Annotated in this window: 33 protein-coding genes, 3 tRNA genes, 1 pseudogene and 1 CRISPR repeat array; of the genes and pseudogenes, 28 read left to right on the forward strand and 9 right to left on the reverse strand. The window is 65.8% G+C overall.

Annotated elements, in window-relative coordinates; all coding sequences use genetic code 11:
* Together Q0627_RS05890 and Q0627_RS05895 are read left to right on the forward strand one after the other, a co-directional pair.
* Window positions 1-143, forward strand: a 143-nt coding sequence (locus tag Q0627_RS05890) for an acyl-CoA dehydrogenase family protein (protein WP_298808409.1), incomplete at its 5' end; no start/stop codon positions are given.
* Between the two features lie 39 nt (window positions 144-182).
* Complete coding sequence (locus Q0627_RS05895) at window positions 183-914, forward strand: GntR family transcriptional regulator (protein WP_291016529.1); 732 nt, start codon at window positions 183-185, stop codon at window positions 912-914.
* Here Q0627_RS05895 and Q0627_RS05900 read toward each other — a convergent pair.
* Window positions 911-1,312: a CAP domain-containing protein gene (locus Q0627_RS05900; RefSeq protein ID WP_291016532.1), complete on the reverse strand. Its 402-nt coding sequence runs from the start codon at window positions 1,310-1,312 to the stop codon at window positions 911-913. The genes Q0627_RS05895 and Q0627_RS05900 overlap by 4 nt on opposite strands.
* Before the next feature lie 34 nt (window positions 1,313-1,346).
* A complete protein-coding gene (locus Q0627_RS05905) occupies window positions 1,347-1,967 on the reverse strand; it encodes a DNA-3-methyladenine glycosylase (RefSeq protein ID WP_291016534.1) in 621 nt (206 codons plus the stop codon).
* A gap of 66 nt (window positions 1,968-2,033) precedes the next feature.
* Between Q0627_RS05905 and Q0627_RS05910 the strand changes: the two are divergent.
* Window positions 2,034-2,932: pseudogene (locus Q0627_RS05910) on the forward strand (SMP-30/gluconolactonase/LRE family protein).
* An 85-nt stretch (window positions 2,933-3,017) separates the two neighbouring features.
* Here the strand turns inward: Q0627_RS05910 and Q0627_RS05915 are convergent.
* The gene (locus Q0627_RS05915) at window positions 3,018-3,995 is read right to left on the reverse strand and encodes a type IV toxin-antitoxin system AbiEi family antitoxin domain-containing protein (RefSeq protein ID WP_291016536.1); all 978 of its coding nucleotides are present in this window, start codon (window positions 3,993-3,995) and stop codon (window positions 3,018-3,020) included.
* A 134-nt stretch (window positions 3,996-4,129) separates the two neighbouring features.
* Between Q0627_RS05915 and Q0627_RS05920 the strand changes: the two genes are divergently transcribed.
* The 3 genes from Q0627_RS05920 to Q0627_RS05930 are packed head-to-tail and all read left to right on the forward strand — an operon-like array spanning window position 4,130 to window position 6,783.
* Window positions 4,130-4,507, forward strand: coding sequence for a hypothetical protein (locus Q0627_RS05920; protein WP_291016537.1), 378 nt, complete (start codon window positions 4,130-4,132; stop codon window positions 4,505-4,507).
* Window positions 4,473-6,515 (forward strand): helix-turn-helix domain-containing protein, encoded by a 2,043-nt coding sequence (locus Q0627_RS05925; RefSeq protein WP_298808359.1) that lies wholly within the window; start codon window positions 4,473-4,475, stop codon window positions 6,513-6,515. Before Q0627_RS05920 ends, Q0627_RS05925 begins: the two co-directional genes overlap by 35 nt.
* Window positions 6,502-6,783, forward strand: a complete 282-nt coding sequence (locus Q0627_RS05930; protein ID WP_291016541.1) for a hypothetical protein — start codon at window positions 6,502-6,504, stop codon at window positions 6,781-6,783. The genes Q0627_RS05925 and Q0627_RS05930 overlap by 14 nt, the downstream gene beginning before the upstream one ends.
* 226 nt (window positions 6,784-7,009) lie before the next feature.
* Here Q0627_RS05930 and Q0627_RS05935 read toward each other — a convergent pair whose 3' ends face one another.
* Entirely contained in the window at window positions 7,010-7,270 is a 261-nt protein-coding gene (locus Q0627_RS05935) for a hypothetical protein (protein WP_291016543.1), read from the reverse strand.
* A gap of 206 nt (window positions 7,271-7,476) precedes the next feature.
* On the opposite strand from Q0627_RS05935, the gene Q0627_RS05940 reads away from it, so the two are divergent.
* The 5 genes from Q0627_RS05940 (at window position 7,477) to Q0627_RS05960 (ending at window position 9,729) form a co-directional block, all read left to right on the forward strand.
* A tRNA-Tyr gene (locus tag Q0627_RS05940) sits at window positions 7,477-7,558 on the forward strand.
* Window positions 7,522-8,205 carry a hypothetical protein gene (locus tag Q0627_RS05945; protein ID WP_291012749.1) on the forward strand — a complete coding sequence of 228 codons (684 nt, stop codon included), beginning with the start codon at window positions 7,522-7,524 and terminating at the stop codon, window positions 8,203-8,205. The genes Q0627_RS05940 and Q0627_RS05945 overlap by 37 nt, the downstream gene beginning before the upstream one ends.
* A gap of 9 nt (window positions 8,206-8,214) precedes the next feature.
* Window positions 8,215-8,469: a hypothetical protein gene (locus Q0627_RS05950; protein WP_291012746.1), complete on the forward strand. Its 255-nt coding sequence runs from the start codon at window positions 8,215-8,217 to the stop codon at window positions 8,467-8,469.
* Window positions 8,470-8,621: 152 nt separating this feature from the next.
* Window positions 8,622-9,329: a hypothetical protein gene (locus Q0627_RS05955; protein WP_291012743.1), complete on the forward strand. Its 708-nt coding sequence runs from the start codon at window positions 8,622-8,624 to the stop codon at window positions 9,327-9,329.
* 19 nt (window positions 9,330-9,348) lie between these two features.
* The gene (locus tag Q0627_RS05960) at window positions 9,349-9,729 is read left to right on the forward strand and encodes a head decoration protein (RefSeq protein ID WP_291012741.1); all 381 of its coding nucleotides are present in this window, start codon (window positions 9,349-9,351) and stop codon (window positions 9,727-9,729) included.
* A 116-nt stretch (window positions 9,730-9,845) separates the two neighbouring features.
* Here Q0627_RS05960 and Q0627_RS05965 read toward each other — a convergent pair.
* The 4 genes from Q0627_RS05965 to Q0627_RS05980 form a co-directional block, all read right to left on the reverse strand.
* Window positions 9,846-9,918 (reverse strand) — tRNA-Asn (locus tag Q0627_RS05965).
* Window positions 9,919-10,375: 457 nt separating this feature from the next.
* Window positions 10,376-11,116 (reverse strand): site-specific integrase, encoded by a 741-nt coding sequence (gene xerC / locus Q0627_RS05970; protein WP_291012739.1) that lies wholly within the window; start codon window positions 11,114-11,116, stop codon window positions 10,376-10,378.
* A complete protein-coding gene (locus Q0627_RS05975) occupies window positions 11,089-11,583 on the reverse strand; it encodes a hypothetical protein (RefSeq protein WP_291012737.1) in 495 nt (164 codons plus the stop codon). The genes xerC and Q0627_RS05975 overlap by 28 nt, the downstream gene beginning before the upstream one ends.
* On the reverse strand, window positions 11,570-12,211 hold the full coding sequence (locus tag Q0627_RS05980) for a helix-turn-helix transcriptional regulator (protein WP_291012734.1): 642 nt from the start codon (window positions 12,209-12,211) through the stop codon (window positions 11,570-11,572). The genes Q0627_RS05975 and Q0627_RS05980 overlap by 14 nt, the downstream gene beginning before the upstream one ends.
* Before the next feature lie 137 nt (window positions 12,212-12,348).
* On the opposite strand from Q0627_RS05980, the gene Q0627_RS05985 reads away from it, so the two are divergent.
* The 16 genes from Q0627_RS05985 (at window position 12,349) to Q0627_RS06055 (ending at window position 20,231) form a co-directional block, all read left to right on the forward strand.
* Window positions 12,349-12,534, forward strand: coding sequence for a hypothetical protein (locus tag Q0627_RS05985; protein ID WP_291012732.1), 186 nt, complete (start codon window positions 12,349-12,351; stop codon window positions 12,532-12,534).
* The gene (locus Q0627_RS05990; RefSeq protein WP_291012730.1) at window positions 12,531-12,860 is read left to right on the forward strand and encodes a hypothetical protein; all 330 of its coding nucleotides are present in this window, start codon (window positions 12,531-12,533) and stop codon (window positions 12,858-12,860) included. Before Q0627_RS05985 ends, Q0627_RS05990 begins: the two co-directional genes overlap by 4 nt.
* Entirely contained in the window at window positions 12,857-13,039 is a 183-nt protein-coding gene (locus tag Q0627_RS05995; protein ID WP_291012727.1) for a hypothetical protein, read from the forward strand. Before Q0627_RS05990 ends, Q0627_RS05995 begins: the two co-directional genes overlap by 4 nt.
* Entirely contained in the window at window positions 13,036-13,443 is a 408-nt protein-coding gene (locus Q0627_RS06000; protein ID WP_291012724.1) for a hypothetical protein, read from the forward strand. The genes Q0627_RS05995 and Q0627_RS06000 overlap by 4 nt, the downstream gene beginning before the upstream one ends.
* Complete coding sequence (locus Q0627_RS06005) at window positions 13,440-13,667, forward strand: hypothetical protein (protein ID WP_291012722.1); 228 nt, start codon at window positions 13,440-13,442, stop codon at window positions 13,665-13,667. Before Q0627_RS06000 ends, Q0627_RS06005 begins: the two co-directional genes overlap by 4 nt.
* Complete coding sequence (locus tag Q0627_RS06010; protein ID WP_291012720.1) at window positions 13,664-13,891, forward strand: hypothetical protein; 228 nt, start codon at window positions 13,664-13,666, stop codon at window positions 13,889-13,891. Before Q0627_RS06005 ends, Q0627_RS06010 begins: the two co-directional genes overlap by 4 nt.
* The gene (locus Q0627_RS06015) at window positions 13,888-14,121 is read left to right on the forward strand and encodes a hypothetical protein (protein ID WP_291012718.1); all 234 of its coding nucleotides are present in this window, start codon (window positions 13,888-13,890) and stop codon (window positions 14,119-14,121) included. The genes Q0627_RS06010 and Q0627_RS06015 overlap by 4 nt, the downstream gene beginning before the upstream one ends.
* A 180-nt stretch (window positions 14,122-14,301) precedes the next feature.
* Entirely contained in the window at window positions 14,302-14,514 is a 213-nt protein-coding gene (locus Q0627_RS06020) for a helix-turn-helix domain-containing protein (protein WP_291012716.1), read from the forward strand.
* On the forward strand, window positions 14,511-14,765 hold the full coding sequence (locus Q0627_RS22465; protein WP_366851754.1) for a DUF6011 domain-containing protein: 255 nt from the start codon (window positions 14,511-14,513) through the stop codon (window positions 14,763-14,765). The genes Q0627_RS06020 and Q0627_RS22465 overlap by 4 nt, the downstream gene beginning before the upstream one ends.
* Window positions 14,762-15,565 carry a bifunctional DNA primase/polymerase gene (locus Q0627_RS06025; protein WP_291012714.1) on the forward strand — a complete coding sequence of 268 codons (804 nt, stop codon included), beginning with the start codon at window positions 14,762-14,764 and terminating at the stop codon, window positions 15,563-15,565. The genes Q0627_RS22465 and Q0627_RS06025 overlap by 4 nt, the downstream gene beginning before the upstream one ends.
* Window positions 15,562-17,379 (forward strand): hypothetical protein, encoded by a 1,818-nt coding sequence (locus Q0627_RS06030; RefSeq protein WP_291012712.1) that lies wholly within the window; start codon window positions 15,562-15,564, stop codon window positions 17,377-17,379. The genes Q0627_RS06025 and Q0627_RS06030 overlap by 4 nt, the downstream gene beginning before the upstream one ends.
* Window positions 17,376-17,750 (forward strand): hypothetical protein, encoded by a 375-nt coding sequence (locus Q0627_RS06035; protein WP_291012710.1) that lies wholly within the window; start codon window positions 17,376-17,378, stop codon window positions 17,748-17,750. Before Q0627_RS06030 ends, Q0627_RS06035 begins: the two co-directional genes overlap by 4 nt.
* 80 nt (window positions 17,751-17,830) lie before the next feature.
* A complete protein-coding gene (locus Q0627_RS06040; protein WP_291012707.1) occupies window positions 17,831-18,490 on the forward strand; it encodes a hypothetical protein in 660 nt (219 codons plus the stop codon).
* Between the two features lie 134 nt (window positions 18,491-18,624).
* Window positions 18,625-18,768, forward strand: a complete 144-nt coding sequence (locus Q0627_RS06045; protein WP_291012705.1) for a hypothetical protein — start codon at window positions 18,625-18,627, stop codon at window positions 18,766-18,768.
* Window positions 18,769-18,915: 147 nt separating this feature from the next.
* Window positions 18,916-19,128: direct repeats of the CRISPR family, unit length 29 nt; unit sequence GATCCCGCCCTCACCCGCACGGGCCGCAC.
* Window positions 19,129-19,431: 303 nt separating this feature from the next.
* The gene (locus Q0627_RS06050) at window positions 19,432-19,587 is read left to right on the forward strand and encodes a hypothetical protein (RefSeq protein ID WP_291012703.1); all 156 of its coding nucleotides are present in this window, start codon (window positions 19,432-19,434) and stop codon (window positions 19,585-19,587) included.
* A gap of 83 nt (window positions 19,588-19,670) precedes the next feature.
* Entirely contained in the window at window positions 19,671-20,231 is a 561-nt protein-coding gene (locus tag Q0627_RS06055; protein WP_291012701.1) for a recombinase family protein, read from the forward strand.
* Window positions 20,232-20,339: 108 nt separating this feature from the next.
* Here the strand turns inward: Q0627_RS06055 and Q0627_RS06060 are convergent.
* Window positions 20,340-20,416: transfer RNA gene (locus Q0627_RS06060), tRNA-Ile, on the reverse strand.
* 550 nt (window positions 20,417-20,966) lie between these two features.
* On the opposite strand from Q0627_RS06060, the gene Q0627_RS06065 reads away from it, so the two are divergent.
* Window positions 20,967-21,416 (forward strand): hypothetical protein, encoded by a 450-nt coding sequence (locus tag Q0627_RS06065; protein ID WP_291012698.1) that lies wholly within the window; start codon window positions 20,967-20,969, stop codon window positions 21,414-21,416.
* Window positions 21,417-21,427: the final 11 nt, after the last annotated feature.

The following is a 21,427-nucleotide window of genomic DNA, read 5'->3' on the forward strand; positions in this document are numbered from 1 at the left end:
ACGCGATGCAGATGATGGGCGGCTACGGCTACGCCACGGAGTTCGACGCCGAGGCCATGATGCGTGCCTCCATCATCTCGACTGTCTACGGTGGTACCAACGAGATTCAGCGCGACATCATCGGCAAAACCTACGGCCTGTAGGCTGTGGTCGCCGGATCGCGGCGGCACGGGAGCAGGTACATGGCAGTGGCAGCACATCAAGGGGCACCCCATAAAGAGTCACCACAGAACGCGTCGGGACGGGTGTCCGGCGGCAAGATCCGTAAACGGCCGCAACTGTCGGAGGAGGTTGCCGCACATCTGCGCCATGCGATCATGACCGCCGAGATCCGGCCCGGTGAGTTCGTCAGGATGGACGACATGGCCGTGCGGCTCGGGGTGAGCGTCACCCCGGTCCGCGAGGCCCTGCTCACGTTGCGCGGCGAGGGAATGGTCAACCTCGCCCCGCACCGCGGCTACATCGTCGCCGATCTGAGCCGCACCGACGTCGAGGACCTGTTCTGGTTGCAGAGCGAGATCGCGGTGCGGGTGGCACTGCGCACCGCCGAGGCCATCACGGGTGAGCAGATCGGGGAGCTCGAGTGGTGTAACCGCAAGCTCGCCGTCGCGGTGCGTGCCGGTGACGGACCGGAGGTGGCCGACGCCGAGTTCGAGTTCCACCGCATCCACAACCTGATCGCCGACAGCGGCAAACTCTCCTGGTTCCTGCTCAGCGCCACCCGCTACACCCCCACCCAGCTGTACGCCACAGATCCCGAATGGGGTGAGGTGGCCGTCGACTCGCATGCCAAACTGATCACCGCCTATCGCAACGGTGACCGTGAGCAGGTCATCGAGCAGACGCGCCGCCAATTCACCGACGGCGCGGCCCGCCTGACCAAGCACCTGGAGAGCACGGGCATCTGGGACTAGGGTGCGGCGGTCCGCCCGAACAACTGGACGTAGAACCAGGTCCCGTTGCGGCCCTGTGCCACACCCACGCCGATCCTGTCGAACTCGGGGTTCATCAGGTTCTCGCGGTGGCCGGGCGAGTTCCACCACGCCAGGTGTGCGGTGGCGGCGTCGGGCTGACCGCACGCGACGTTCTCGGCGGCCCAGTTGAGATCGGTCTGATCCAGTATCGGAGTCATGTCCTGGTGGTACAGGTTCAGCTCCGCCGCCAGCGTCGCCGCGTGCCCACGAGCGAACCCCACCAACCCCTGATGCACCCACAGCGTCCCGAGCCCACTCCCCGCCCGCGCCCCGTTCGCCAACGCAACCAACTCATCCTCCACGCCGTCGATCTTTCCCGCTCGATGATTTCCTTGCACACCAATCGGATCCGTTCGGTGGTCAAGGAGACTGCTACGCGGGAACGTCTCCGATGGAGCTCGGGGCGCGGGGGCTGCGGCGGTACGTCGAGACCGCTGGGGAGGTCGGGAGCCAGAGGCGCCACGGGCGGTCGGCTGCTTTGGCGACGCCTACGCGGGGGCCGGTCTCCCATGTTTCGGCGCCCCGCAGCTCCAGGCAGATCGTCGACTCCGGGTCGAACAGGTCGGTCCCGTTGTCGGACAGCTCAATTCCGAGAGCCTTCCCCAGATTTCCGGGCCCCCTGGCGAAGTCGCCGGCCCGCCGGACGCCGGGCCGGCGCGCCTTCACGACGTCGTCACCGTCGATGATCTCGGCCGACCGGAGCAGCACTGCGCAGGCGGTGTTCTCGGGTCCGCAGACGACATTCACGCACCGATGTATCCCGTAACTCAGGTACACGTACAGGAAACCCGGCGGACCGAACATCACCCGGTTACGCGGCGTCGGACCGGGATACGAATGTGCGGCGGGATCGGGCCACGGCCCGTCTTCGGGCGACCCGTACGCCTCCACTTCGACGATCCGCGCACGCACCTCGCCCACCGTCAGTATCGAACCGAGCACCCGGCTCGCAGCAGTGACCGGATCGGTATCGGCAAGGTCGGTGGCGTCCACGTGCAGCTATTCTGCCGTGCCCGGAGATTGCGGGGCGAAGGCGGTCTGGCGCGCCTATGGTGAGGCATGGCCGAAGATGTCCGCGAGATCCGTACCGTCGTCACAGGAATGTCCTTCACCGAGTGCCCCCGCTGGCATGACGACCGATTGTGGTTCGTCGACTTCTACACCCACGTCATCTGCTCGGTCCGCGAGGACGGCAGCGACCTGCGTGTCGAGGTCGAGGTGCCGGCCCAGCCGTCGGGGCTCGGCTGGCTGCCCGACGGACGGCTGCTCTACGTCTCGATGCGTGACCGCAAGGTCATGCGGCGCGAGCCCGACGGCACCTCGGTGGTCCACGCCGACGTCAGTGAGTTCGTGGGTGGACACCCCAACGACATGGTCGTCGACGACGCGGGGCGCGCCTGGCTGGGCAACTTCGGTTTCGATCTCATGGGCAGTGGCGACGTCGCTCCGACCGTCCTGTTGCGCATCGACCCCGACGGCTCGGTCACGGTCGTGGCGGACGACGTCTGGTTCCCCAACGGCAGCATCGTCACTCCTGATGGCGTGCTGCTCGTCGACGAGACCTTCGCCAATCGGGTCAGTGCCTTCGACATCGCCGACGACGGCTCGCTGCGCAACCGCCGCGTTTTCGCACAGTTCGCCGAGCCTCCGGCCGCAGGGCCGCTCGCCGAGGTGTTCGCCCAGATCGCAGTCGCACCTGACGGGTGTGGGTACGACTCCGACGGATGTGGATCGCCGACGCGGTCGGCGGTCGCGCGATCCGCGTCCGCGAAGGCGGCGAGATCGTCGACGAGGTGGCTCCCGGCAGCGGCGTCTTCGCGTGCATGCTCGGCGGCGCCGACGGCCGCACCCTGTTCCTCTGCTGCGCCCCCGATTTCGACGAACAAGCAAGAACGGCCGCAAGAGAGGCGGAAATCCGAGCCATCACAGTCAACACCCCCCGCGCAGGCCTCCCCTGACGACGTGACATTTCCCGCTGAGCAATTTCGTTCAGCACCAATCGGATCCGATCGGCGATCAAGGAAATCGCTACGCGGGAGGTGATCACGCGCACAGACCGAGGCGCTTGAGTCGCGGTTTGAGGAGGGCGACGACAGTGTCCGACTCCAGGTGGGCCCACGTCCAGCGGACGAAATGCGCATCGGTCGCCCGGAGTTCATCCTCGCGCAGTTTCTCCCGGACGACGGCGTGCTCGGCCGTCTCACCGGGTCTGAGTAACCGACCGTACTTGTGGAGACCGTCGAACTCGCCGATCAGGGCTTCGTCCCAGTCGAAGTCGGTGTGGTAGCTGCCCGATGGGCAGTGGAATCGATGCTGTAGACGCGGAACCGGCAGCCCCGCTTCGATCATCTGGGCGCGGCTCCATGATTCGCCGACGCTCTCGGACAATCCGTTCGCGCAGGCGAGTGCGCGCCGTGCGACCCGAACACCGACGCGCCGCCTGGACTCCAGGATGTCACCCATCACCTCGACATCTCCGCCCATGCGGATCGCCTGGTCGAACGCCGTCAGAGCCTGCGCGAACACGCCCTGGGCCGCGACATCGACCGCGGTCCGCTCGATGGTGGTCACCGCGATCCCGTCGACGACTGTGACCTCCGCCGGATCGAACGGCGCCGCGTGCAGGTGTCGATACCGGTGAACGGCGCCACCCGACCGGCCACCGGTCGTCACGTGGACGCGCGCGATGTCGGGCTTGAGCAATGGGATTCCATGGAATGCGGCGGCGGTGGCGTGGCACAACGGTAGCGGTGAGTCCGACGTGGACAGTCCGGATGTCGCGACCGCGATAGCTGTCATGCGGTGCAACCGCTGAGCACCCTCGTGGCCGTCGAAGGATGCGCTGGGTGCCACCAGCACCCCCGGATAGACGCGGATCAGCAGACCACGCCGCACAGCATCGGCAATCTGATTGTCGGACAAGCCCATTCCCAACAGCACAGACCGCCGAACAAGCCCATAAGAGTCACAAGGATACGAATGCATGGCTATCAGACGCACCAACCCCCCGTTTGGTTCCATCCAATTTGTTCCCGCGTAACGGTTTCCTTGATCGCCGATCGGATCCGTTTGGTGTTCAAGGAAACAGTTGAGCGGGAACGGTTCCGTCAGGCGTCGCGGACGCGGCGAACGGCTCTGCCGAGGGCGCGGCGTTGATGCGGGAGTCGGCGACGTCGACGATCCGCGACCGTCGCGCGCGGGTCACGCCGGCGTTGAAGCTGTTGTGGCGGATCGTGTTCGCGTTCGCCGGCCAACCCCGGACAGGGCTGCGGTTGCATTGGGGTCCGATCGAGTTCCGGTCCCTGGCTGAGAAGGGTGCGGCGTCGGCGCAGGCCTCGGCGGCGCTGTCGCAGGAGCGGATCCTGACCGACATCTGGGAGATGTCACCGCAGGAAGCGGCACTGGTGATCCAGCAGCGCACCGCCGATGCGTTGCTGCGCATGCAGATCGCCGCCCCCGCCGAACCATCCGCACCCGATTCGACTCCCCCGGTGACCGGTGACAGCACCGACGACGACATCGACGGCCAGTAGCGGCAGCTACGCCCAGGCCCTGGCGGCCGCCGCGGCGTTGCACGCTGCGGTGTCGGCGGCACCGGACCCCGGCGAGGCGATCCGGTCGCTGGCGCTGGCGGTGGCCCCCCGCCGTGAGTCCTTGGCAGCGTGGGCGTTCGAGGTGATCGCGCAGTTGTGGCGGCGCACCAACCCGTACGACGGGGCATCGGTGCAGGCGTTCACCGCGCAGGCGGCGCGGGCGTTGCATGCGGCGCAAACCGACCTCGCCCGCGTCACCGCGGCGGCGCAGTCGCAGCAGATGACGGCGCTCGGCATCAACGCCGGCACCATCATCCCGTCCGACCCTGCCGAGGTACGTGGTGCGCGGGTGGATGTGGTCGACGGCCGCGCCGAGGTGATCGCCACCCCGACAACCGTCGAGTACCAGCCCGAACCCGCCACCGAAGACGCTGATCGTGCGAGCGATGAGCGTTCCGACGCCGACCGCGACTCACAGCAACCGGCACGACGCCCCACCCAGACGGCGTACACGCCGTCGCAGGGCGAACACCGCGGCCCAACGCCGCGCTCAACGAGCACCTCGCCGCCGACGGGGCAGCGCCGCGGCGTGACATCGACTTCGACGAGCGCACCAGCACCCGTGGGCCAGCGGCGCACCGCCGGCTCGACGAGCAGCTCGCCGTCGGCTGGACAACGCCGCGGCGTCACCTCGACGACCGGCACCACCAGCGACGGCCGCCCGGTGCAGGTGACCGTGTCCGATCACTCCACCGAGGAGGTACTCAACCGCCCGGCCCGCACCTACCGGTACCAGCGGACGCAGGGCGCGACCGTCACCGAGGCCAACACCGCCGCCGAGGAACGCCTGGCCCGCATCGTCGACGACAACCTGATGCTCGCCCAGCGCATCGCCGAACACGAAGCCCTCGCCCAGGCCGCCGACCTCGATGACAAGGTCCTCGGGTACCGGCGCATCGTGCACCCGGAGCTGGCCAAGGGCGGGTCGTGCGGCATGTGCCTGGTGGCGGCGAACCGCCGCTACAACATCGGCGACCTCAAACCCCTGCACAGTGGGTGCCATTGCACGGTTGCGGCGATCACCGCCGACTTCGACCCGAAGATGGTCAACGACGAAGACCTGTCCCGCCTGTACGGCGACGCCCAGAGCAACTACCGGCGGGCGCTGGTACGTACCCGCTACCAGGTCGACGAGCACGGCGAGCTCGGCGCGGTCCTGGTCCCCAAGACCGCGCACAAGACCCGCACCGAACGCGCCCGGGCCACCTCGGCGCGCCGCAAACTCGCGGCCAAGATGCACCGGGAGGGGTCGTCGACTGCGGAGATCGCCGAGGCGCTCGGGGTGTCGGATCAGACCGTCCGCAACGATCTCAAGGCATCTGGGGTCAGTGCCGGTCGCCCAACACCTGGCGGCATGCCGAGGAAGTCCGGCGTGTCGCCGCCGAAGAAGGTCCAGAACGACGACACTGATCGCCGCTTCGGCCAGACTGCCGGAGGTAACGGTGGCGGCGAGCCGCCCATCACTGGCAATGGGCCTGGTGCGGGCTCGGCCGGCTTCCCACCGGAGTTCCCTCGCCTGCCCAACGGTTCCGCAATCCCGTTCACACCACGTGACGTGGAACGGCTTGATGAATCTGACTTCAAGCACTTCAACGGGACTGATGGCACGACGGACGGCGGTCACATCTTCGGCCTTGGATGGAATAGGAAGACCGAGTTTCCGCAGTGGGTTCAGTCACTCGAAGACTTGCAGCGAATTCAGAATGCGGTGCTCAGCAGCGGCTCAGTGCAGGTCCGGTCGGGCCGGTTTGGTCGATTCGAGTTCCGTGGTTCGATCATCGTCGATGGCCACTCGATGGTCGTCCAAGTCGTCCTCGATGCCGACGCTGTCCCGATCACCATCTTCCCGGTGAACGGTGATGGAGTAGGCCGAAATATCGATGGGCGTCGCCGAGACCAGCCGTACAGCCTGGATGCGTTGCTAAACTGGGCTGGTGGCAACGAGTAGTGACGCGATTGACGCGCTGGTCCGCAGCGGCGTGCAGCTTGATGATCTCGCCGTATCCGCGCTCGACTGCGGTGCGTTCGGGGTCGTGCTGGTCGATGCCATCGGATTGGCTGACGAGCAGCAGGCGGTGCTGACTGCCGATGTGCTGCGCGATGTTCGGGACGCGTTCGAGCACGATTGCGTGTTCCGGCCGGGCAGTAACGAGCCGAAGCTCATCCGAGATGCGCTGCAACGCATTGAAGAACGATCAGCGGCGGCTGCCGCTTAGTCGCCCACACCGCGACCTGAGTACCCCGTAACCCGTTCAGGGTGCGGGGTTCTCGCATATCTACAGGCACTCCCCTCCCCTCGTTCGGGGTGAGGAGCTATCGCCCGTCGTCGGGCATCGTATACCCCCGTGAGGAGTCATCATGTGCGAGACCGTCTATGCGCGTATCGAGCAGGACCCGGCCGTCGCCTGGCGTGCGACGGCCGGGATCGAGATACCGCAGGCGTCAGATCCGTTTCTCCAGCTCCGCGACTTGCTGCTTGAGGGCCTCAACTTCCGGCAGGATGTGCTGGCTGAATGCCCACAGTGTGTCGCACAACGCGGCCAGGCGCACGGTGTTGTCGGCGGCCGCGGTGAACAGGTCTTTGAGCGTGTCCAGGGTTTCCTCGGTCGTCGGGCTGGTGCCGGTCACGCGTTGGCGCAGGTTGTCGGCCGAGTATTCCCACGCTCGTTGTAGGTCGTTGCGGGCTTCGTCTTCAAAGGTCATCTCTGATTCTCCTTGCGTTGCTCGGGCTGGTACCCCGAGTCGCCGCCTCGACCTCCTTGCCGGGGCGGCGTGTGCAGCGTAAGGCCCCGATAGGCCGAGTTGAGATCCTGCCCGAAGCGTAGTCTGGGACACGCGCAGGGAGACCCGTTCCAGCTTTGAAATAATAGGCCGTCAGAACGAGCGGGGCCCTGCGTTTCTAGCTTTCCGGGGGTGACGACGCTGGTGCGTCATCCGGACTGTAAATCCGGCGCGTGAGCATGGCAGGTTCGATCCCTGCCACCCCCACCACCTGGCAAGGTGTGAATGACCTCACGGCGTCTGGGGTGAGCACCGGTCGTCCGTCGCCCGGCGCAATGCCTCGGAAGTCGAGCGTGCCGCCGCCGCAGCCGCCGCGAGATGACGACACTGATCGCCGCAGCGGGCAGACCGCCGGTGGTGGCGGGGGTGGTGATGACGGGAACGGCAGTGATCGGACCGGGTTTGACGATCCGTCAGAGCGTGATTTCCCCGACTGGGTACCGTTCCGGCGTGCAGATGTCAGGGAGCTCGGAGGCAATGACTATGAACATTTCAAGGGGACCGACGGCACTGGCGGCGGCGGACACCATCACAAGTCGCGAATTCCAGACGCTTCCAAGTTTCCCGTTTCAGTCGACACGCTGGAAGACCTGCAAGCAGTTCAAGATTCTGTGCTCGCAAACTACTCGATGGCAAGGTTTGACGACGAGTACGAGTCATACGTCTTTCGAGGGTTGGTCGACTACGGCGGTAATCGCATGGTCGTAGACGTCGCGATTGACCGATGGGGAACCCCTCGAACGATCTACCCGGTGAATGGCGACAACGTGAGACGTAACGACAAACGCGGTAGGGATGGTGGGCTCGTAGACCTTGACCTATGGTTCCTGGACAATTGGGAGCCCAGGAAGGCGTAGGATCAATGCATGGACTGTATCGAAGCCACCCGGGCGCTGTTCGACGCTGCGGGCGTCTCTCGTGCCCCTCGATACGGTGACAATCTTCTTGAGTTCATCGCGTCGGTCAATATCGCCACCAAGCACGGTGCGCAGCTCGCCCCTGCCGTCGCGGACGAAGTTGAAGACCTGGCACGCAGAATGCTCCGACCAGATTCACGCTCGACAGAAGAGCTATTGACGAAGATCCGCGCGCTGCGTAAGCGTCACGCGGCGACATCGTAGGAATACGACAGATCGAGAACCCCGCAACCTTCTGAGGGTGCGGGGTTCTCGCAAATCTACCCAAGTCTTCCCCTCCCCTGCTCAGGGTGGGGGCTGTCGCCCGTCATCGGGCATCCCGTTGTTCATCCCCCTCGACATGAGGAGTTGTTGTTATGCCCCAAGCGTTTCCGATTCATCCGGTGACCGGTGTTCGGGCGATCGGTTTCTCCAAGCGTGGTCCTATCTGGCCCGTCATCGGCGCCAGCCCCGACCACGACGGTGACCCCGCCAGCGGTGCGCCGCCGGCCGGTGAGCAGGGCGACGGTCAGCCTCCGGCTGATCGTGGGTTCCCCGCGGACACGCCGATTGCGGAGATGACGGTCGAGCAGCAGCTGGCCTACTTCAAGCACCACGATCGGCGTAAGGCCGAGCAGCTCAAGAAGTTCGGCGGCATCACCCCCGAAGCGGCCAGAGCGGCGGCCGATCGGGTGGCCGAGCTCGAACGTGAGCAGCTCTCGGCCGCGGACAAGGCGATCGCCGACGCCCGTGACCAGGCGAGCGCCGAGGCGACCGCGACGACCGAGGCCAGGGTGCGCGCCGAGATGGCCGGCCAGCTCCTGGAGGCCACAGTCGCCGGTTCGGGTCTACCGGAGGCGCAGCAGAAGGCGGTGCTGGCGATGACCGATGCGGCCAAGTTCCTCGACGAGTCCGGCACGTTCGACACCGCCGGCCTGCGCGCGCATCTGGCGACCTTCGCCAGCACCACGCAGTCGGGCACCTCGCGGCAGTGGGGTCAAAGCGGCAACAACCAGCCACCGGCCAACACGGGTGCGGCGCTGGGTTTGGCCGAGGCGCACAAGCGTTTCGGAAAGAATTCGTAACAGATCAAGGAGGTTCGTTGTGGCAACCGATATTTCGTTGCAGGAGACGACCTATCAGGTCGGTGACCGGCGGTGGCTGCTGTCCCCGCACGGCACCGACTACACCCCCGGCGTCACCCTGGATGTCGCCAAGTTCACCCCGGCCACGCACTACCCGAACGGGTACATCCCGTCCGGGACCGTGGTCGGGATCGTCACCGCCACCGGCAAGGCCGGTCCCTACAAGCCGGCGGCCTCGGATGGCACCGAGGTCGCGGCCGGGATTCTGTTCGCCGATTGCCGGGTGATCCGCGCCAACGGCACCACCGCCACCAATGTGGGTTCGGAGGTGCTGGTGCACGGGTTCGTCGACGCGGCCAAGCTGCCGTTCCCAATCGACGCCGCTGGTGCCACCGGTTGATGGCGTCCGGGACACGGCGCCATAGGCTCTCGCTCGGTGGGTAAACCACGATGGCTCGGCCCTGCACACGAAATCAGCCCCTCACCTGCTTGTGCAGGTGAGGGGCCTTTCTTATGCTCCTCCAGCTGGACTCGAACCAGCAACCGTTCGATTAACAGTCGAATGCTCTGCCAATTGAGCTATGGAGGACTGCTGCGGCTCTGGTCACCCGCGGCTCTCGCCGGTGTCACCTGAACCGAGTGATGACTCTAGCCTATGGATACTCCAGACAACAAAACACCAGTTCAGGGCCATTTTCCGGATCAGTAGCCCACCCCGATCGGCTGCGATACCTCCAGCCCGGCTCGCTACTCCCAGGATGGACCACTGGTCACCGGGCGCTCTCCTGGCGCGGTGTTACCGGGCGACCTCTTTGCGCGTACGCGCTATAAGCGGTGAATAAACGGTCAGTCGCCCCGGCTTTCGGACCGGGGCGACTGGCATAACCGCTGGTAGATGGTGGGGAGTGCGGGGCTTGAACCCGCGACCAATCGATTATGCCCAGCCTATACGCGCCAGTTCGGGCGTGTCCGTATCATGTTGACCCTCAACCGATCCCGTACCGTTTGCGTTCACACCAGCGTGTGTGAATACGGTGCGAGTCCCGCTATATTCGTGCCTTATTCGTGCCCTCGACGACGGACCCCAGCGCATCCGCCACCGCACGATGGACCCGCTTGCGCGCCATGTACACATCCTGAGTCATCGACACCTTCGTGTGCCCGAGCTGGTCCGCAGCAACCCGCGCCGATAGCCCCGCATCGTCGATCACCGTGGCCAGCGTCCGCCGCCACGAGTGCGACGACACCGCGTCAATGTCCAGGCCGCTTGATCCGCGCCACTCCCGCCAGAGCCTCGCTGTGTTGTTCGTGTCCCTCCACGTCCCTACCGCCGACGGAAACACCTTCGCGTCGACCTCGACACCGACGGCACGAGCGGTGAGCGCAGCGGCCAACCACACCGGGACGGCCACCGTCCGCGCCTGGTCGCCGTTCTTGAGCCCGTCCAGGCGTACCGTCCCCTTCCCTACCGCCGTCGTCACCCGTCCCGAGAACGTGATCGTTGCGGCGCCGAGGTCCACGTCGGACCACCGCAGCGCGAGGACTTCGGAGATCCGCGCACCGGTCCCCATGAGCACGAGCACCACGTCACGCAGATCCTTGCGCCGGCAGTATGCCGACGTGCTCACCCGCTTGAACACACGCACCATCGTTGCCGTGTCCACCGCGGGCGCTCCCCCGGCCGGTGCCCTGGTCCGCTTCATCGTGGCGAGCTGACCCACCGGGTTCTGTGCGATCACCCCGGCGAGCACAGCGTCGGTCAGCACGGTCTTGAGCAGGCCCCGCACCTGTCTTGCCCTGGTGTCACCGTTCGCCCGCTGTATGCCGGCCAACGCATCGGTGAGTACCCGCGGTGTGGCCTCGCCGACACGCACCGCACCGCACCGAGGAACGGTTTCGCGGCCTTCACCGCGTACCGGTAGGTGTCCACCGTTTTCGGTGACGGTTTCCCGCTGGTCTCGCTCTCCACCTCGATGCGCGTGATGTGCCGGTCCAGGAGGTCACCGAGTCGTGTGTCGGTGGTGAGTTCGCCGGCGCCTGGTGGTTGCCGTACCGCGAGCGCAGCCCGTAGCGCCGCTTCCGCCTTGTCGCCGTACTTGTCGACGACACCGGCCGGTGTGATCGCTTTCGCGTACCGGACTTCGCCGTCTGCGTCGCGTACGCGGCATCGGGCGAGGTATCGGCCGTCGGGTTGTGGGTAGCGGGTGATCTTGCCGTGCTCGCCGATCTTGAGCCGTGGTCTACCCCTGCCCATCGCCGGCCTTGATCGCTTCACGTGCGTCGGCAGGAAGGCGGTCCAAGTCGATGGTGCCGCCGCTGGCGATGATGAGTGATGCGATTCTGACGAGCTGCCCACGCGATACGTCAACCATCCGTTGTAGCGACGAAAGTTCGTCCTCATCCGGGATATGTAGCGGCCTGTCAAGTTCGGAACGCAAGAATTTCCGGGAACGGATTAGATCGACGGTTGTATATTGCAACATGCGCGCAAGGTAAACCGTATAGTTCGATGATTCTTTGCCGCCGCCGACGTATCCGTCCACGGCATCGTTCGGCTCTGCACGTTCACCCGAAAACCATTGCAGTGCAGAGATTGAACGCAAATTGTCATCCGGCGATACCTCTACTTCACCGTCCGGCAGGTCTGGGTAGATCAATTGCACCGGTGGCACATTCAGTGCCCGAGCGAGAATGACGAGTTCGGATATGTCTAGTGTCTTCTTTCGCCCGTTTTCAAGGTCCGCGATCACAGTTCGCGTGATCCGCATTCCAAGTTCGTCGGTACGGTCTGACAGTTTCGCCGCCGAGAGCTTCCGCTCATCACGGCATCGTCGGACCTCTGCCGCGATCCTCGCCACGAGTTCATGGTTCCACTGAGTCATAACCACGCAGACTACGCCGAACGCGCGTGGTCGTTGCGCAGCTATGGCGCGTCGTGCTACTACTTGGACGGCTCACGCAAACTAGAGCGAATCGCCAAGCTCTTGCGTATCTCATACACAGAAAGTTGGTTCCGCGCATGACCCCCACGCTCCACGACTGGAAGGCCACCGGCGAACGCCTGGGCGGCATCGGCCGGTCCTCCGTGTTCAAACTCTGGTACTCCGGCGAACTCGGCTCCGTGAAGGTCCTCGACCGCCGGTTCTCCACCGACGAACAGATCAACGAGTACATCACCCGGCAGACCGAAGGCGGTGCCGCGTGAGCGGCCGCAACCTCGAACGGCTTCTCGCTCGCCTCGACGCACTGGGCGACCAGGTACGTAAGGACGTCGACCAGATCGTGTGCGAGGTTGAACGTGCTACCGGGATCACTGGCCGCGCAACCGAACTCGACCTCGCCCCGCTGACCGGTCCCGAGCAGATGCTCGCCGAACTCGACGCGATCACCGACGTGTGCCGGCAACTGTCCGCCACCGTCACCGGCGACACCATCATGAAGATCGCCGCACGCCTCGAACGGGTCGCTGACCACTACGAGGCCGAGCACCGGTTGCACGAACAGCCGCAGGAGAGCGAGCACACCCCGTGATCGACCGCTATGCCGCTCTGGTGGCGCACGCGGACACCGGCCTGGGCCTGGACGAGTACAACGGCCCCGCCCGGTTCACCCGGCCCACAGACCGAGATAGGAACGGCCTCAGCGCATCCGACCAAGAACCCGCTGAGGCCACCAACCCCAACCCCCACAAGAAGGGACAGGATCAATGAGTGATTTTACCGGCGCCGCCATCACGATGGTGCAACCACTGCTCGCCGGCCCGATGGTCTACATCTCGCACGCCCCGGCCGGGACCATCGCGGCCGCCGGTATCCGCATCGAGCTGTACACCGACACCACCCCGGCCATCCCGGTCATGCCGTGGCGTGCGGTTCTGGACATGCTGGCCGCCCACCGCGAGGACCAGCCGCTGTATGAGTGGCGCGACGACGACGGCGCCCCGATCCTGCGCACCTGGCGCTATGTCGGCGACCACGACGAGCACGTCGTCATGGTCGGTATCCGTGGCCGCGCAACACTTCTCGTTGCTGCCGCGGCGTGGGAATCGGTGCTCGACGACATCAGCATGGTGACCGTCGGGCAGATCGTTGACGCGTCGGTGGTGACCGTATGAGCACCACGATCCGCTGTGATCGCTGCAAACGGCGTCTGCGTAACCCGGCCGCCCCGAACGCGTGGAATGCGACGTTCAAGGCCGGGCGCATCGTCGGGTACCTGTGCCCCGACTGCCAGACACCGGCCGAGAACGCCGAAGCCGAGATCAACGAGGCCACCCTCGTTTACGGGCAGACCGCCGGCGGCCGGTACTTCGGTGTGCCGAAGGGGACCGGACGGTGACCTACGAACCGACCGCAGACCAGGGGTACATCCTGGTCGCCACCGTCGGCGCCTCATGGGTGTCCGTGTCCACCGAGTTCGGTTGCCGGCCGGTGGTGTGCCTCGACCTCGACCGCAACACCACGTTCGACCAGGCCGACGCGCTGCAACTGGCTGACGGCATCCGCAAGGCCGCCGACATCGTCGCCCTAATCACTTCCACGACAAGGACATTCACATCATGACCGAACTGATTCACGAGACTGTGCGTGCTGTTGACCTCGCCGGTGACACCACCGCCATGACCTCGACCGGCACGGCCACCATCAGCGTGTCCGACGGGCAAGTGTGGCTGGATCTGCCCGACCGGTACGGGCAGGTCACCGGCTACAACTTCACTCCCGACGATTGGACTCGCCTGCTGGTGTCTGCGTTGCGGGTGACGTTGGCGCACCGCAACCCCGACGGGGAGTAACCCCCGACTGTTCGATCAGCCCCGGCCGCGCAATCGGTAGTGAGCGAGGATTCGAGACCTCGCCGGGGCACCACCACCACCGCATCACGTAACCGCTGGTCACAGCCAGCTCGCCCGGCCGTTGCACCCCCTACACATCTACTCATGCCAGCTCGATTGTCCCGACCGAGGAGAACACGAATGGCCGCCCGCAGGTCCGCACCGACCACCGCACCAGACCCCAACCAATTGCTGACCGAGGAACAGTTCGCCGACCTGTCCGGGTTCGGTCTTGAAGCCGTCCGACGGTGGCGCAAGGCAGGGACCGGACCCAAACACCTACTCATCTCTTCCCGGTGGATTCGTTACCGCCGGTCCGACGTGGATGCCTGGATGGAGGCACAGACCGCATGAGCGGCAACAACACACCCCGCCGACCGGGGGAAGGTCGACGGGGCAACATCCGGGTGAAGGACACAGCAATTCTACAAGCTGGTGATGACCTCGCCCGCCAGCTCCACGAACTACGGGCCAGTGCCGCCGAGCTGGGCTACACGTTGGCCTGCCGCTGCACCGTCTGCCGCCACCCGCTGACCGCTGAACGGTCCGTAGCGCGAGCTGTAGGCCCTGTCTGCCGCCGCCGCATGATGGAGGCCACCGGGTGAGCCTCACACAGCACATGCTTGACGCCGCACTCTCGTACGCCCGCCGCGGGATGCCCGTCCTACCGCTCGAACCCGCACGATGCCTCTGCGATGGGCCACACGAACCGGACCGCAAAGAGTGCCCCGGCAAAGCGCCAGTCGGTCGACTCGTCCGCCACGGCCACAACGACGCCACCTGTGACCCCGATGTCATCCGCAGCTGGTGGCGCGCCGACGTGCTCTACAACGTCGGCATCAGGCCCGCGGCCGGCTACATCGTCCTCGACGTCGACCCCCGCCACGGAGGCCGCCTCGACGAGCTGGGCGGTATCCCACCAACCCGCATCGCCGCCACCGGTGGTGGTGGCTGGCACGTGTGGTTCCGCTGGAACGGTCCCACCCGCGGGATGCTCGCCGATACCGACGGCATCGACATCAAAACCCACACCGGCTACCTGGTGGCACCGCCGTCGATCCATCCCAGCGGCAACCGCTACGAGTGGTTGAGCGAGGAACCGGCCGCGCCACTACCCGCGCACCTTGCCGAGCGTGTCTCACCACCTCGACCTACCCCAGTGAAGGCGAGCATCCCGCGCAGCCAGACACGTTCTCAGCGTCGGTTCGACGAGGTGATTACCCGCATGGCCACCCAGCCCGAGGGGAACCGCAACGGGTTCCTGTTCTGGGCTGCGTGCCGGTGCACCGAGCAGGGAGCGGACGAGGTGACGTTCGCCGCGCTCGCTGCCGCAGCCGCAGCGGCCGGCCTCGATGACCGGCAGATCGACAAGACCATCATCAGCGCCCGAAGGAAGGCCGCATGAGCGCACCGACCACGACCCGTAAGCAACGGCAGAAGGCGAACAAGGCCCGCGGCCAAGCCGAACGCGCCCGCAGCATCCTCGACGAGCTGGCTGCCCAGCACGCCGCCCGCGCAGCGCAATCGTCGGCAGACGACGGCCCGGAAGATGCCCCGGCAACCTCGACCCCCGACTCAGATGGAAGGCCACAGCCCGAGATGACCGACACCGCCGACGGCACCGTGAACCGTGACGACTTTTTCGACCAGACCGACCAGCTCAAGACCATTCGGCAGTGGGCACGTGCCCGGTACGCCGCGCCGTGGGCCGTGTTCGGTGCCGTCATGCTCCGCGTAGCCGCATCCACCGGCCCCGAGGTCCAGTTGCCCGGCGTCATCGGGGACCGCGCATCGCTGAACCTCATGGCCGCGTTCGTGTCCGCGTCCGGTGGTGGCAAGGGCATCAGTGACAAGGTTGCCCGCCTCGCCTGGCCTACCGAGATCCACGAGGAAGGCATCGGGTCCGGTGAAGGCATCGCCGCCCTGTTCACCCCACCGAAGGACGACGACCGGATCACTCGCGCCATCGTGAGCGTCCCCGAGATCGACACTCTGACCGGACTCGCCCAACGGCAGGGAAACACCATCCTCGCCACCCTCAAGGCCGCAGCGATGGGGGAACGGCTGGGGAGCAAAGGCGCGTCTTCGGCGACTTCACGGCGCGTCGATCCGCACAGCTACCGCCTGTGCCTGTCCGTTGGTGGGCAACCCGGGCACACCGGTGTCCTGTTCGATGACACCACCGGTGGGACTCCGCAACGATTCCTGTGGTTCCTCACCACCGACCCGGACATGCCGGCCGACGGTGGTGGAGATCCTGACCCCCTCGACACCACAGCACCATCGTGGAGGGCCGAGCACGATGTCGTGGAGATCGTCTACGGCCCGCCCGAGATCCGCGAACAGATCATCGGCGCCCACCTTGCCCGCCAGCGAGGCGAATCCGACGCTCTCGACGGGCACGCCATGCTTACGCGTTGCAAGGTCGCCGGAGTCCTCGCCATCATGCACGGCCGGTCCGTCGTGTCGGCTCTCGATTGGGAGTTGTCCGGTGTCGTCATGGACGAGTCCGATCGGGTCCGAGAGTGGTTGCTCACCGAAGCGCGCCGGGCCGCGAAGAAGAAGGTTCGGGACCGCGCCATCAGTCGGGCGATGGGTGAGGAGATCATCGCCGAACGACGCCTCGAACGGGCCAAGGCCGCGGTTCTCCGGTGGCTCGAACGTGACGGCGAACTCGCTTCACGAGACCTACGGCCCAAGCTCAAGGCCGACATTCGGGACCAGTTCACCGCGGCACTCGCCGAGCTCGAAGCGGTCGGCGACATCGTCACGGTAGAGGTCGCGAACGGCAAGAGATACCGACTTTCACAGGTACACGCTGTACCCGAGGTACAGCCCCCAAAACCGCAGGTCAGACACGCTGTACCCGAGGTACAGCGTGTACCCGAAAAGGGGACAGTACCAACCGCATTCAGTGAGGTCGCTCACACGGAACCGGTCAGTGCGACCGCCGAGCAAACCGCCCTGAACGCCCTTCCCGGCCGCATCCTCAAACGGCTACGCAACGGGCCGATGGAGCATTCGCGGTTGGTCGCCACCGCCCGCGGCTACAGCGTCAACGGCGACCACCGAAACCTCACCAGTCAGCAAGTCGTGGCCGTCCTCGAACAGATGACCGCCGACGAACAGATCACCGTCACAGCGGCCCGCCGCGAGGGGATGCCCCGAGGATTACCGCTCCGCACCTACGCACTCACCCCCGAGGAGACCGAACGATGACTGATCCGCAGCCGATCAGCGACGCTGAACGACTCCTCCTGATCCCCGGCACCGCCGTGCCCCTCGACGACGACGGCGCAGCCGGCTACTACCTCGCCGCCAGCCTCGACACCGACGGCGACACCGACCTATGGATCGTTGACCGCGAACTCATGCGCCGCGGACCGTCCGACGACACCGGCGACCGCTGGCCCACACACGAAGACGAGGGTGAGCTACCCGACGAGTTCAAAGCCCGCATCGCCGCCGTACCGCTGCTGTGCGGCCGCCCCACCCGCAAGGGCCGCCCCTGCCGTCTGGTGGTCGACGCGCCCGGCGCACCGTGCCAGCTCCACCAGACCAGCACCGCAGACCAGGAGACCAACCGATGAGCGAGCATCCGCAGGGACTGTCGTTCACCGACTGACCAGCACCGTTGCACCCCTCACCCACAAAACCGACACCAATTTTCGTGACCTTCACCACAGCAAGGGAGAACCTGAGCATGACCAACCCGTACCGCAAACCCGAACCCGCCATCATCCGCGACCTCGACGGCGAACCCCAGCTCAACCGTGCCGCGCTGCGCCTGCTGTTCGGGTGCGACACATTCGGCGACCCCACCGACCTACCCGGCTCAGTGCAAGCCGCCGGCATCCGGCGACGCCAGCACTACGAGGCCGCCACCGGCAACACCACACCCAACATGCTCGACGTCCTCGCCTACTGGGCACGCCACGACGGCATCACCCTCTACAGCGAAGACACCACCGGCCACCGCACCGACATCACCATGCACGGCGCCGGACAGACCATGCCCGACCTGGTGGTGATCACCGACACCGACGGCCAACCCTCCGGCATCGTCGACGTCGACCAGCTGCAAGGCGACGCCACCAAGTTCATGTACGACCTCGCCGAGCAAGCCGGTGACGACGATGCCCTCGACAAGGTGGTGGAGCGTTGGCACGGCACCCGCGACCCGGACGAGTTCGGCTACCTGTGCGCCGCCGCCCTGAGCTTGCTGGTGCGGTGTGTGCTCGCCCCCATCCTCGACGTCGCCGACACCGCCGGCATCGACCTACGAACCGGCCTACGAGAAGCCGCCGACAACGCCCGAAACACCCTGTGACCGAAACCCACAACGCGCCGAAAGTCAGACCACTACCACTCAGGACAGGACCCGCCGACCGACCCACTACCACCGAACACCGGGCGCCGCGTCAAACCACTACCACTCAATACGACGGCCGAGGAGACCAGCCGATGACCACACCAGCACACGCACCCGACCAGCCGACCAGGTTGCTCGACGCGCTCGACGACATGACGACCACCCCCGAGGGTCACGCGTTCATCGCCGGCATACGAACCGGGCTCACCCTCGACGACCTCGACCACGACGACTGACCGGCCCCTTCGGTGTCCAAGTTGGACACCAGGTGCCGGGGCATCGTCGTATCCGGGCGCAAATCTGCGCCCGGTCGCACCTTTCGTGTGTCGGTGGTGTGTGTTTCCTGGGGCCTGGACCTCACCCAAGTGAAACCACTGCACATCAATCCCGCCCTCACCCGCACGGGCCGCACCGATGTCACCAATTGGTGACACCCCGCTCCCTGATCCCGCCCTCACCCGCACGGGCCGCACCGACTGGGGAATTTCCCCAGTCGAACGAACGGGATCCCGCCCTCACCCGCACGGGCCGCACGTCCGACTGCGGAATTTCCGCAGTCGCCTCAAGATCCCGCCCTCACCCGCACGGGCCGCACCCTCGACCACCTGCCCCGGTGACGCCGTCGCCCTCGATCCGTGTGCAGTTGCCGGCCGATGCCTCGACCGCCTGGTGTTGGTGGTCGGGACGGGGCGAGCATCCGGGGGAGATCCGCAGCCGCGCGCGTGCCGTCGCCGAGGCGGTGTTCGAACACGCGCGGTGTCAATGTGGGGTATTCCCAAGTTGACACCCTCGCCGACACCCATCGCCCCAGCAAAATAGGGCCGGAAAGTGGATTGTTTGACACATTCAAGTAGACGCCATAGAGTCTACTTTGACAGTCACTACTGAGGGAGCACCGAATGACCACCAAGCTGACCTACTTCCGCCTCGCCTACACCGACGCCGTCAACGGCTCCGAGTACGACGCCTCGATCATGGCCGTCGACGCAGCCGACGCCATCGCCCGACTCCGCGAGATCAACGACGGACTGGGCACCGGCTACCGCATCCGGTAGCCGGCCCCGGCCGGGGGAAACCACCACCCCCGGCCCGTCGCACTCCCTCACCCCGAGACCTCGACCCGCAGGAGAACCCCACGATGACCGGCACCCGCATCGGCTACAAGCGAGTCAGCACCGTCGACCAGAACGAAGCGCGCCAGCTCGACGGCATCACCGTCGATCGCCTGTTCGTCGACAAGGCCAGCGGCAAGGACCGCAACCGACCGCAGCTTGCCGAGATGCTGCGCTTCGTCCGCGACGGTGACACCGTGGTGGTGCACTCCCTCGACCGCCTGGGCCGCAACGTCGACGACCTACGCCACATCGTCACCGACCTGACCGGCCGCGGTGTACGCGTCGAAGTCATCACCCAAGGACTGGTGTTCACCGGCGACGACAACCCCATGAACAAGATGCTGCTGACCATGCTCGGTGCGGTCGCCGAGTTCGAACTCGCCATGATCCGCGAACGCCAAGCTGAGGGAATCGCGGTCGCCAAGGCCGCCGGCAAGTACAAGGGCCGCAAGGCCACCCTCGACGACCAGCAGGCCACCGAACTTCGTGCTCGCCACACCGCGGGGGAGTCGGTAGCGGCGCTGGCCCGCGAGTACGGCATCACCCGCCAGTCGGTCTACAACTACCTGGGCCGCAGCGCGTAGACGCTGGTCCGTCCGCTCGAATCCGGCCGATTCCTCGCTATATTCGTGCCTTAAACGTGCCCTTCCCCCGGTTTTCACACCGAGGGAAGGGACGTTTTGCCTGGTAGATGGTGGGGAGTGCGGGGCTTGAACCCGCGACCAATCGATTATGAGTCGACGGCTCTAACCAACTGAGCTAACTCCCCAGGCATCGACACACTACCGGATGCGGTGCCGACGACTTCGCACGTACTCCCCCTCCCCTGTGATCCATACCTCAGTTTGGGGCGGCGCGTGAGATCACCCGGCTCGTCGAGCGAGGGGTCGCGGAGCACCGCACACTGACAGGACTGGTGAATGTCCCGCCCGGGCAACCAGTTTCCTTGTGGAGGGAGGCAATATGACCGCACCGATCAGACACATCTGGGGCAAAGTCCGCCCGACCCCCGATCAGTGTCCAGGCCGACACACCTATGCCGGGGGCTGCGTCTACAACTCGAATGATCCCCATCGGCCGATGTTTCCGGAGGAGCTTCGCCCGGGAATCCGGTCCTCTCGGGCCGCGTAAGCAGCCGGTGACGACATCCTCGTCGCCCGCCGGGCGTTCGGGACCACGCGGGTGGTCATTCGATCCTCGGTAGTCGGCGAGGACGTCTCTCGCCCCGTATTCCACATCTCCGGCAAGTCCGGCGTTGGCGCTGTGAGTTCGTCCGGACGGGTGGAAATCGCCGAAGCGGTGAGCGTAGCCTTCGCTACATGCACACTTCCTTCACTCCCGCACGCCGGGCCGGCGCTGCGGTTCTCGCCGCGGGTATCACACTCGGCGGAACCACCGCCGTCGATTCGCCGGCCGGTGCCGCACCTCACGCGAGCGTGACCGTGTCCAAGACCCGCAATCTCAACCCGAACGGTGAGTGGATCACGGTCAGCGGTAAGAACTTCTCCGGCAAGAACTTCGGTATCTATGTCGGCCTGGCGCAGGACAACAAGTACGGCCCCACCAAGCAGGGCTCGTTCGGTGAGACCAAGTGGCTCAAGCCCAACGAGATCCGTGGCGGCAAGTTCACCACCCGAATCAAGGTGAAGGCCGTGTCGGGCAAGATCAACTGCAAGGTGAACCGCTGCTCGATCCGTACGCTGTCGGCGCACGGTGTGCCCGACCGCACCCAGGACACCAAGACCCCGGTCACCTTCCGCGCGTTCTGATCTTCTGTGCC

Source organism: uncultured Gordonia sp. (assembly GCF_937858515.1).
In the GTDB taxonomy this organism is placed as follows: domain Bacteria; phylum Actinomycetota; class Actinomycetes; order Mycobacteriales; family Mycobacteriaceae; genus Gordonia.

Excerpts from the sequence above, each read along its gene's own strand:
- Q0627_RS05975 (WP_291012737.1), bottom strand. The coding sequence starts at position 11,583 with ATGGGCAGGGGTAGACCACGGCTCAAGATCGGCGAGCACGGCAAGATC.
- Q0627_RS05985 (WP_291012732.1), top strand. The coding sequence starts at position 12,349 with ATGACCCCCACGCTCCACGACTGGAAGGCCACCGGCGAACGCCTGGGC.
- Q0627_RS06020 (WP_291012716.1), top strand. The coding sequence starts at position 14,302 with ATGGCCGCCCGCAGGTCCGCACCGACCACCGCACCAGACCCCAACCAA.
- Q0627_RS05920 (WP_291016537.1), top strand. The coding sequence starts at position 4,130 with ATGCGGGAGTCGGCGACGTCGACGATCCGCGACCGTCGCGCGCGGGTC.
- Q0627_RS06030 (WP_291012712.1), top strand. The coding sequence starts at position 15,562 with ATGAGCGCACCGACCACGACCCGTAAGCAACGGCAGAAGGCGAACAAG.
- Q0627_RS06005 (WP_291012722.1), top strand. The coding sequence starts at position 13,440 with ATGAGCACCACGATCCGCTGTGATCGCTGCAAACGGCGTCTGCGTAAC.
- Q0627_RS06015 (WP_291012718.1), top strand. The coding sequence starts at position 13,888 with ATGACCGAACTGATTCACGAGACTGTGCGTGCTGTTGACCTCGCCGGT.
- Q0627_RS06055 (WP_291012701.1), top strand. The coding sequence starts at position 19,671 with ATGACCGGCACCCGCATCGGCTACAAGCGAGTCAGCACCGTCGACCAG.
- Q0627_RS05955 (WP_291012743.1), top strand. The coding sequence starts at position 8,622 with ATGCCCCAAGCGTTTCCGATTCATCCGGTGACCGGTGTTCGGGCGATC.
- Q0627_RS06045 (WP_291012705.1), top strand. The coding sequence starts at position 18,625 with ATGACCACACCAGCACACGCACCCGACCAGCCGACCAGGTTGCTCGAC.
- Q0627_RS05915 (WP_291016536.1), bottom strand. The coding sequence starts at position 3,995 with ATGGAACCAAACGGGGGGTTGGTGCGTCTGATAGCCATGCATTCGTAT.
- Q0627_RS05895 (WP_291016529.1), top strand. The coding sequence starts at position 183 with ATGGCAGTGGCAGCACATCAAGGGGCACCCCATAAAGAGTCACCACAG.
- Q0627_RS06050 (WP_291012703.1), top strand. The coding sequence starts at position 19,432 with ATGACCACCAAGCTGACCTACTTCCGCCTCGCCTACACCGACGCCGTC.
- Q0627_RS06000 (WP_291012724.1), top strand. The coding sequence starts at position 13,036 with ATGAGTGATTTTACCGGCGCCGCCATCACGATGGTGCAACCACTGCTC.
- Q0627_RS22465 (WP_366851754.1), top strand. The coding sequence starts at position 14,511 with ATGAGCGGCAACAACACACCCCGCCGACCGGGGGAAGGTCGACGGGGC.
- Q0627_RS05980 (WP_291012734.1), bottom strand. The coding sequence starts at position 12,211 with ATGACTCAGTGGAACCATGAACTCGTGGCGAGGATCGCGGCAGAGGTC.
- Q0627_RS06065 (WP_291012698.1), top strand. The coding sequence starts at position 20,967 with ATGCACACTTCCTTCACTCCCGCACGCCGGGCCGGCGCTGCGGTTCTC.
- Q0627_RS06035 (WP_291012710.1), top strand. The coding sequence starts at position 17,376 with ATGACTGATCCGCAGCCGATCAGCGACGCTGAACGACTCCTCCTGATC.
- Q0627_RS05950 (WP_291012746.1), top strand. The coding sequence starts at position 8,215 with ATGGACTGTATCGAAGCCACCCGGGCGCTGTTCGACGCTGCGGGCGTC.
- Q0627_RS05935 (WP_291016543.1), bottom strand. The coding sequence starts at position 7,270 with ATGACCTTTGAAGACGAAGCCCGCAACGACCTACAACGAGCGTGGGAA.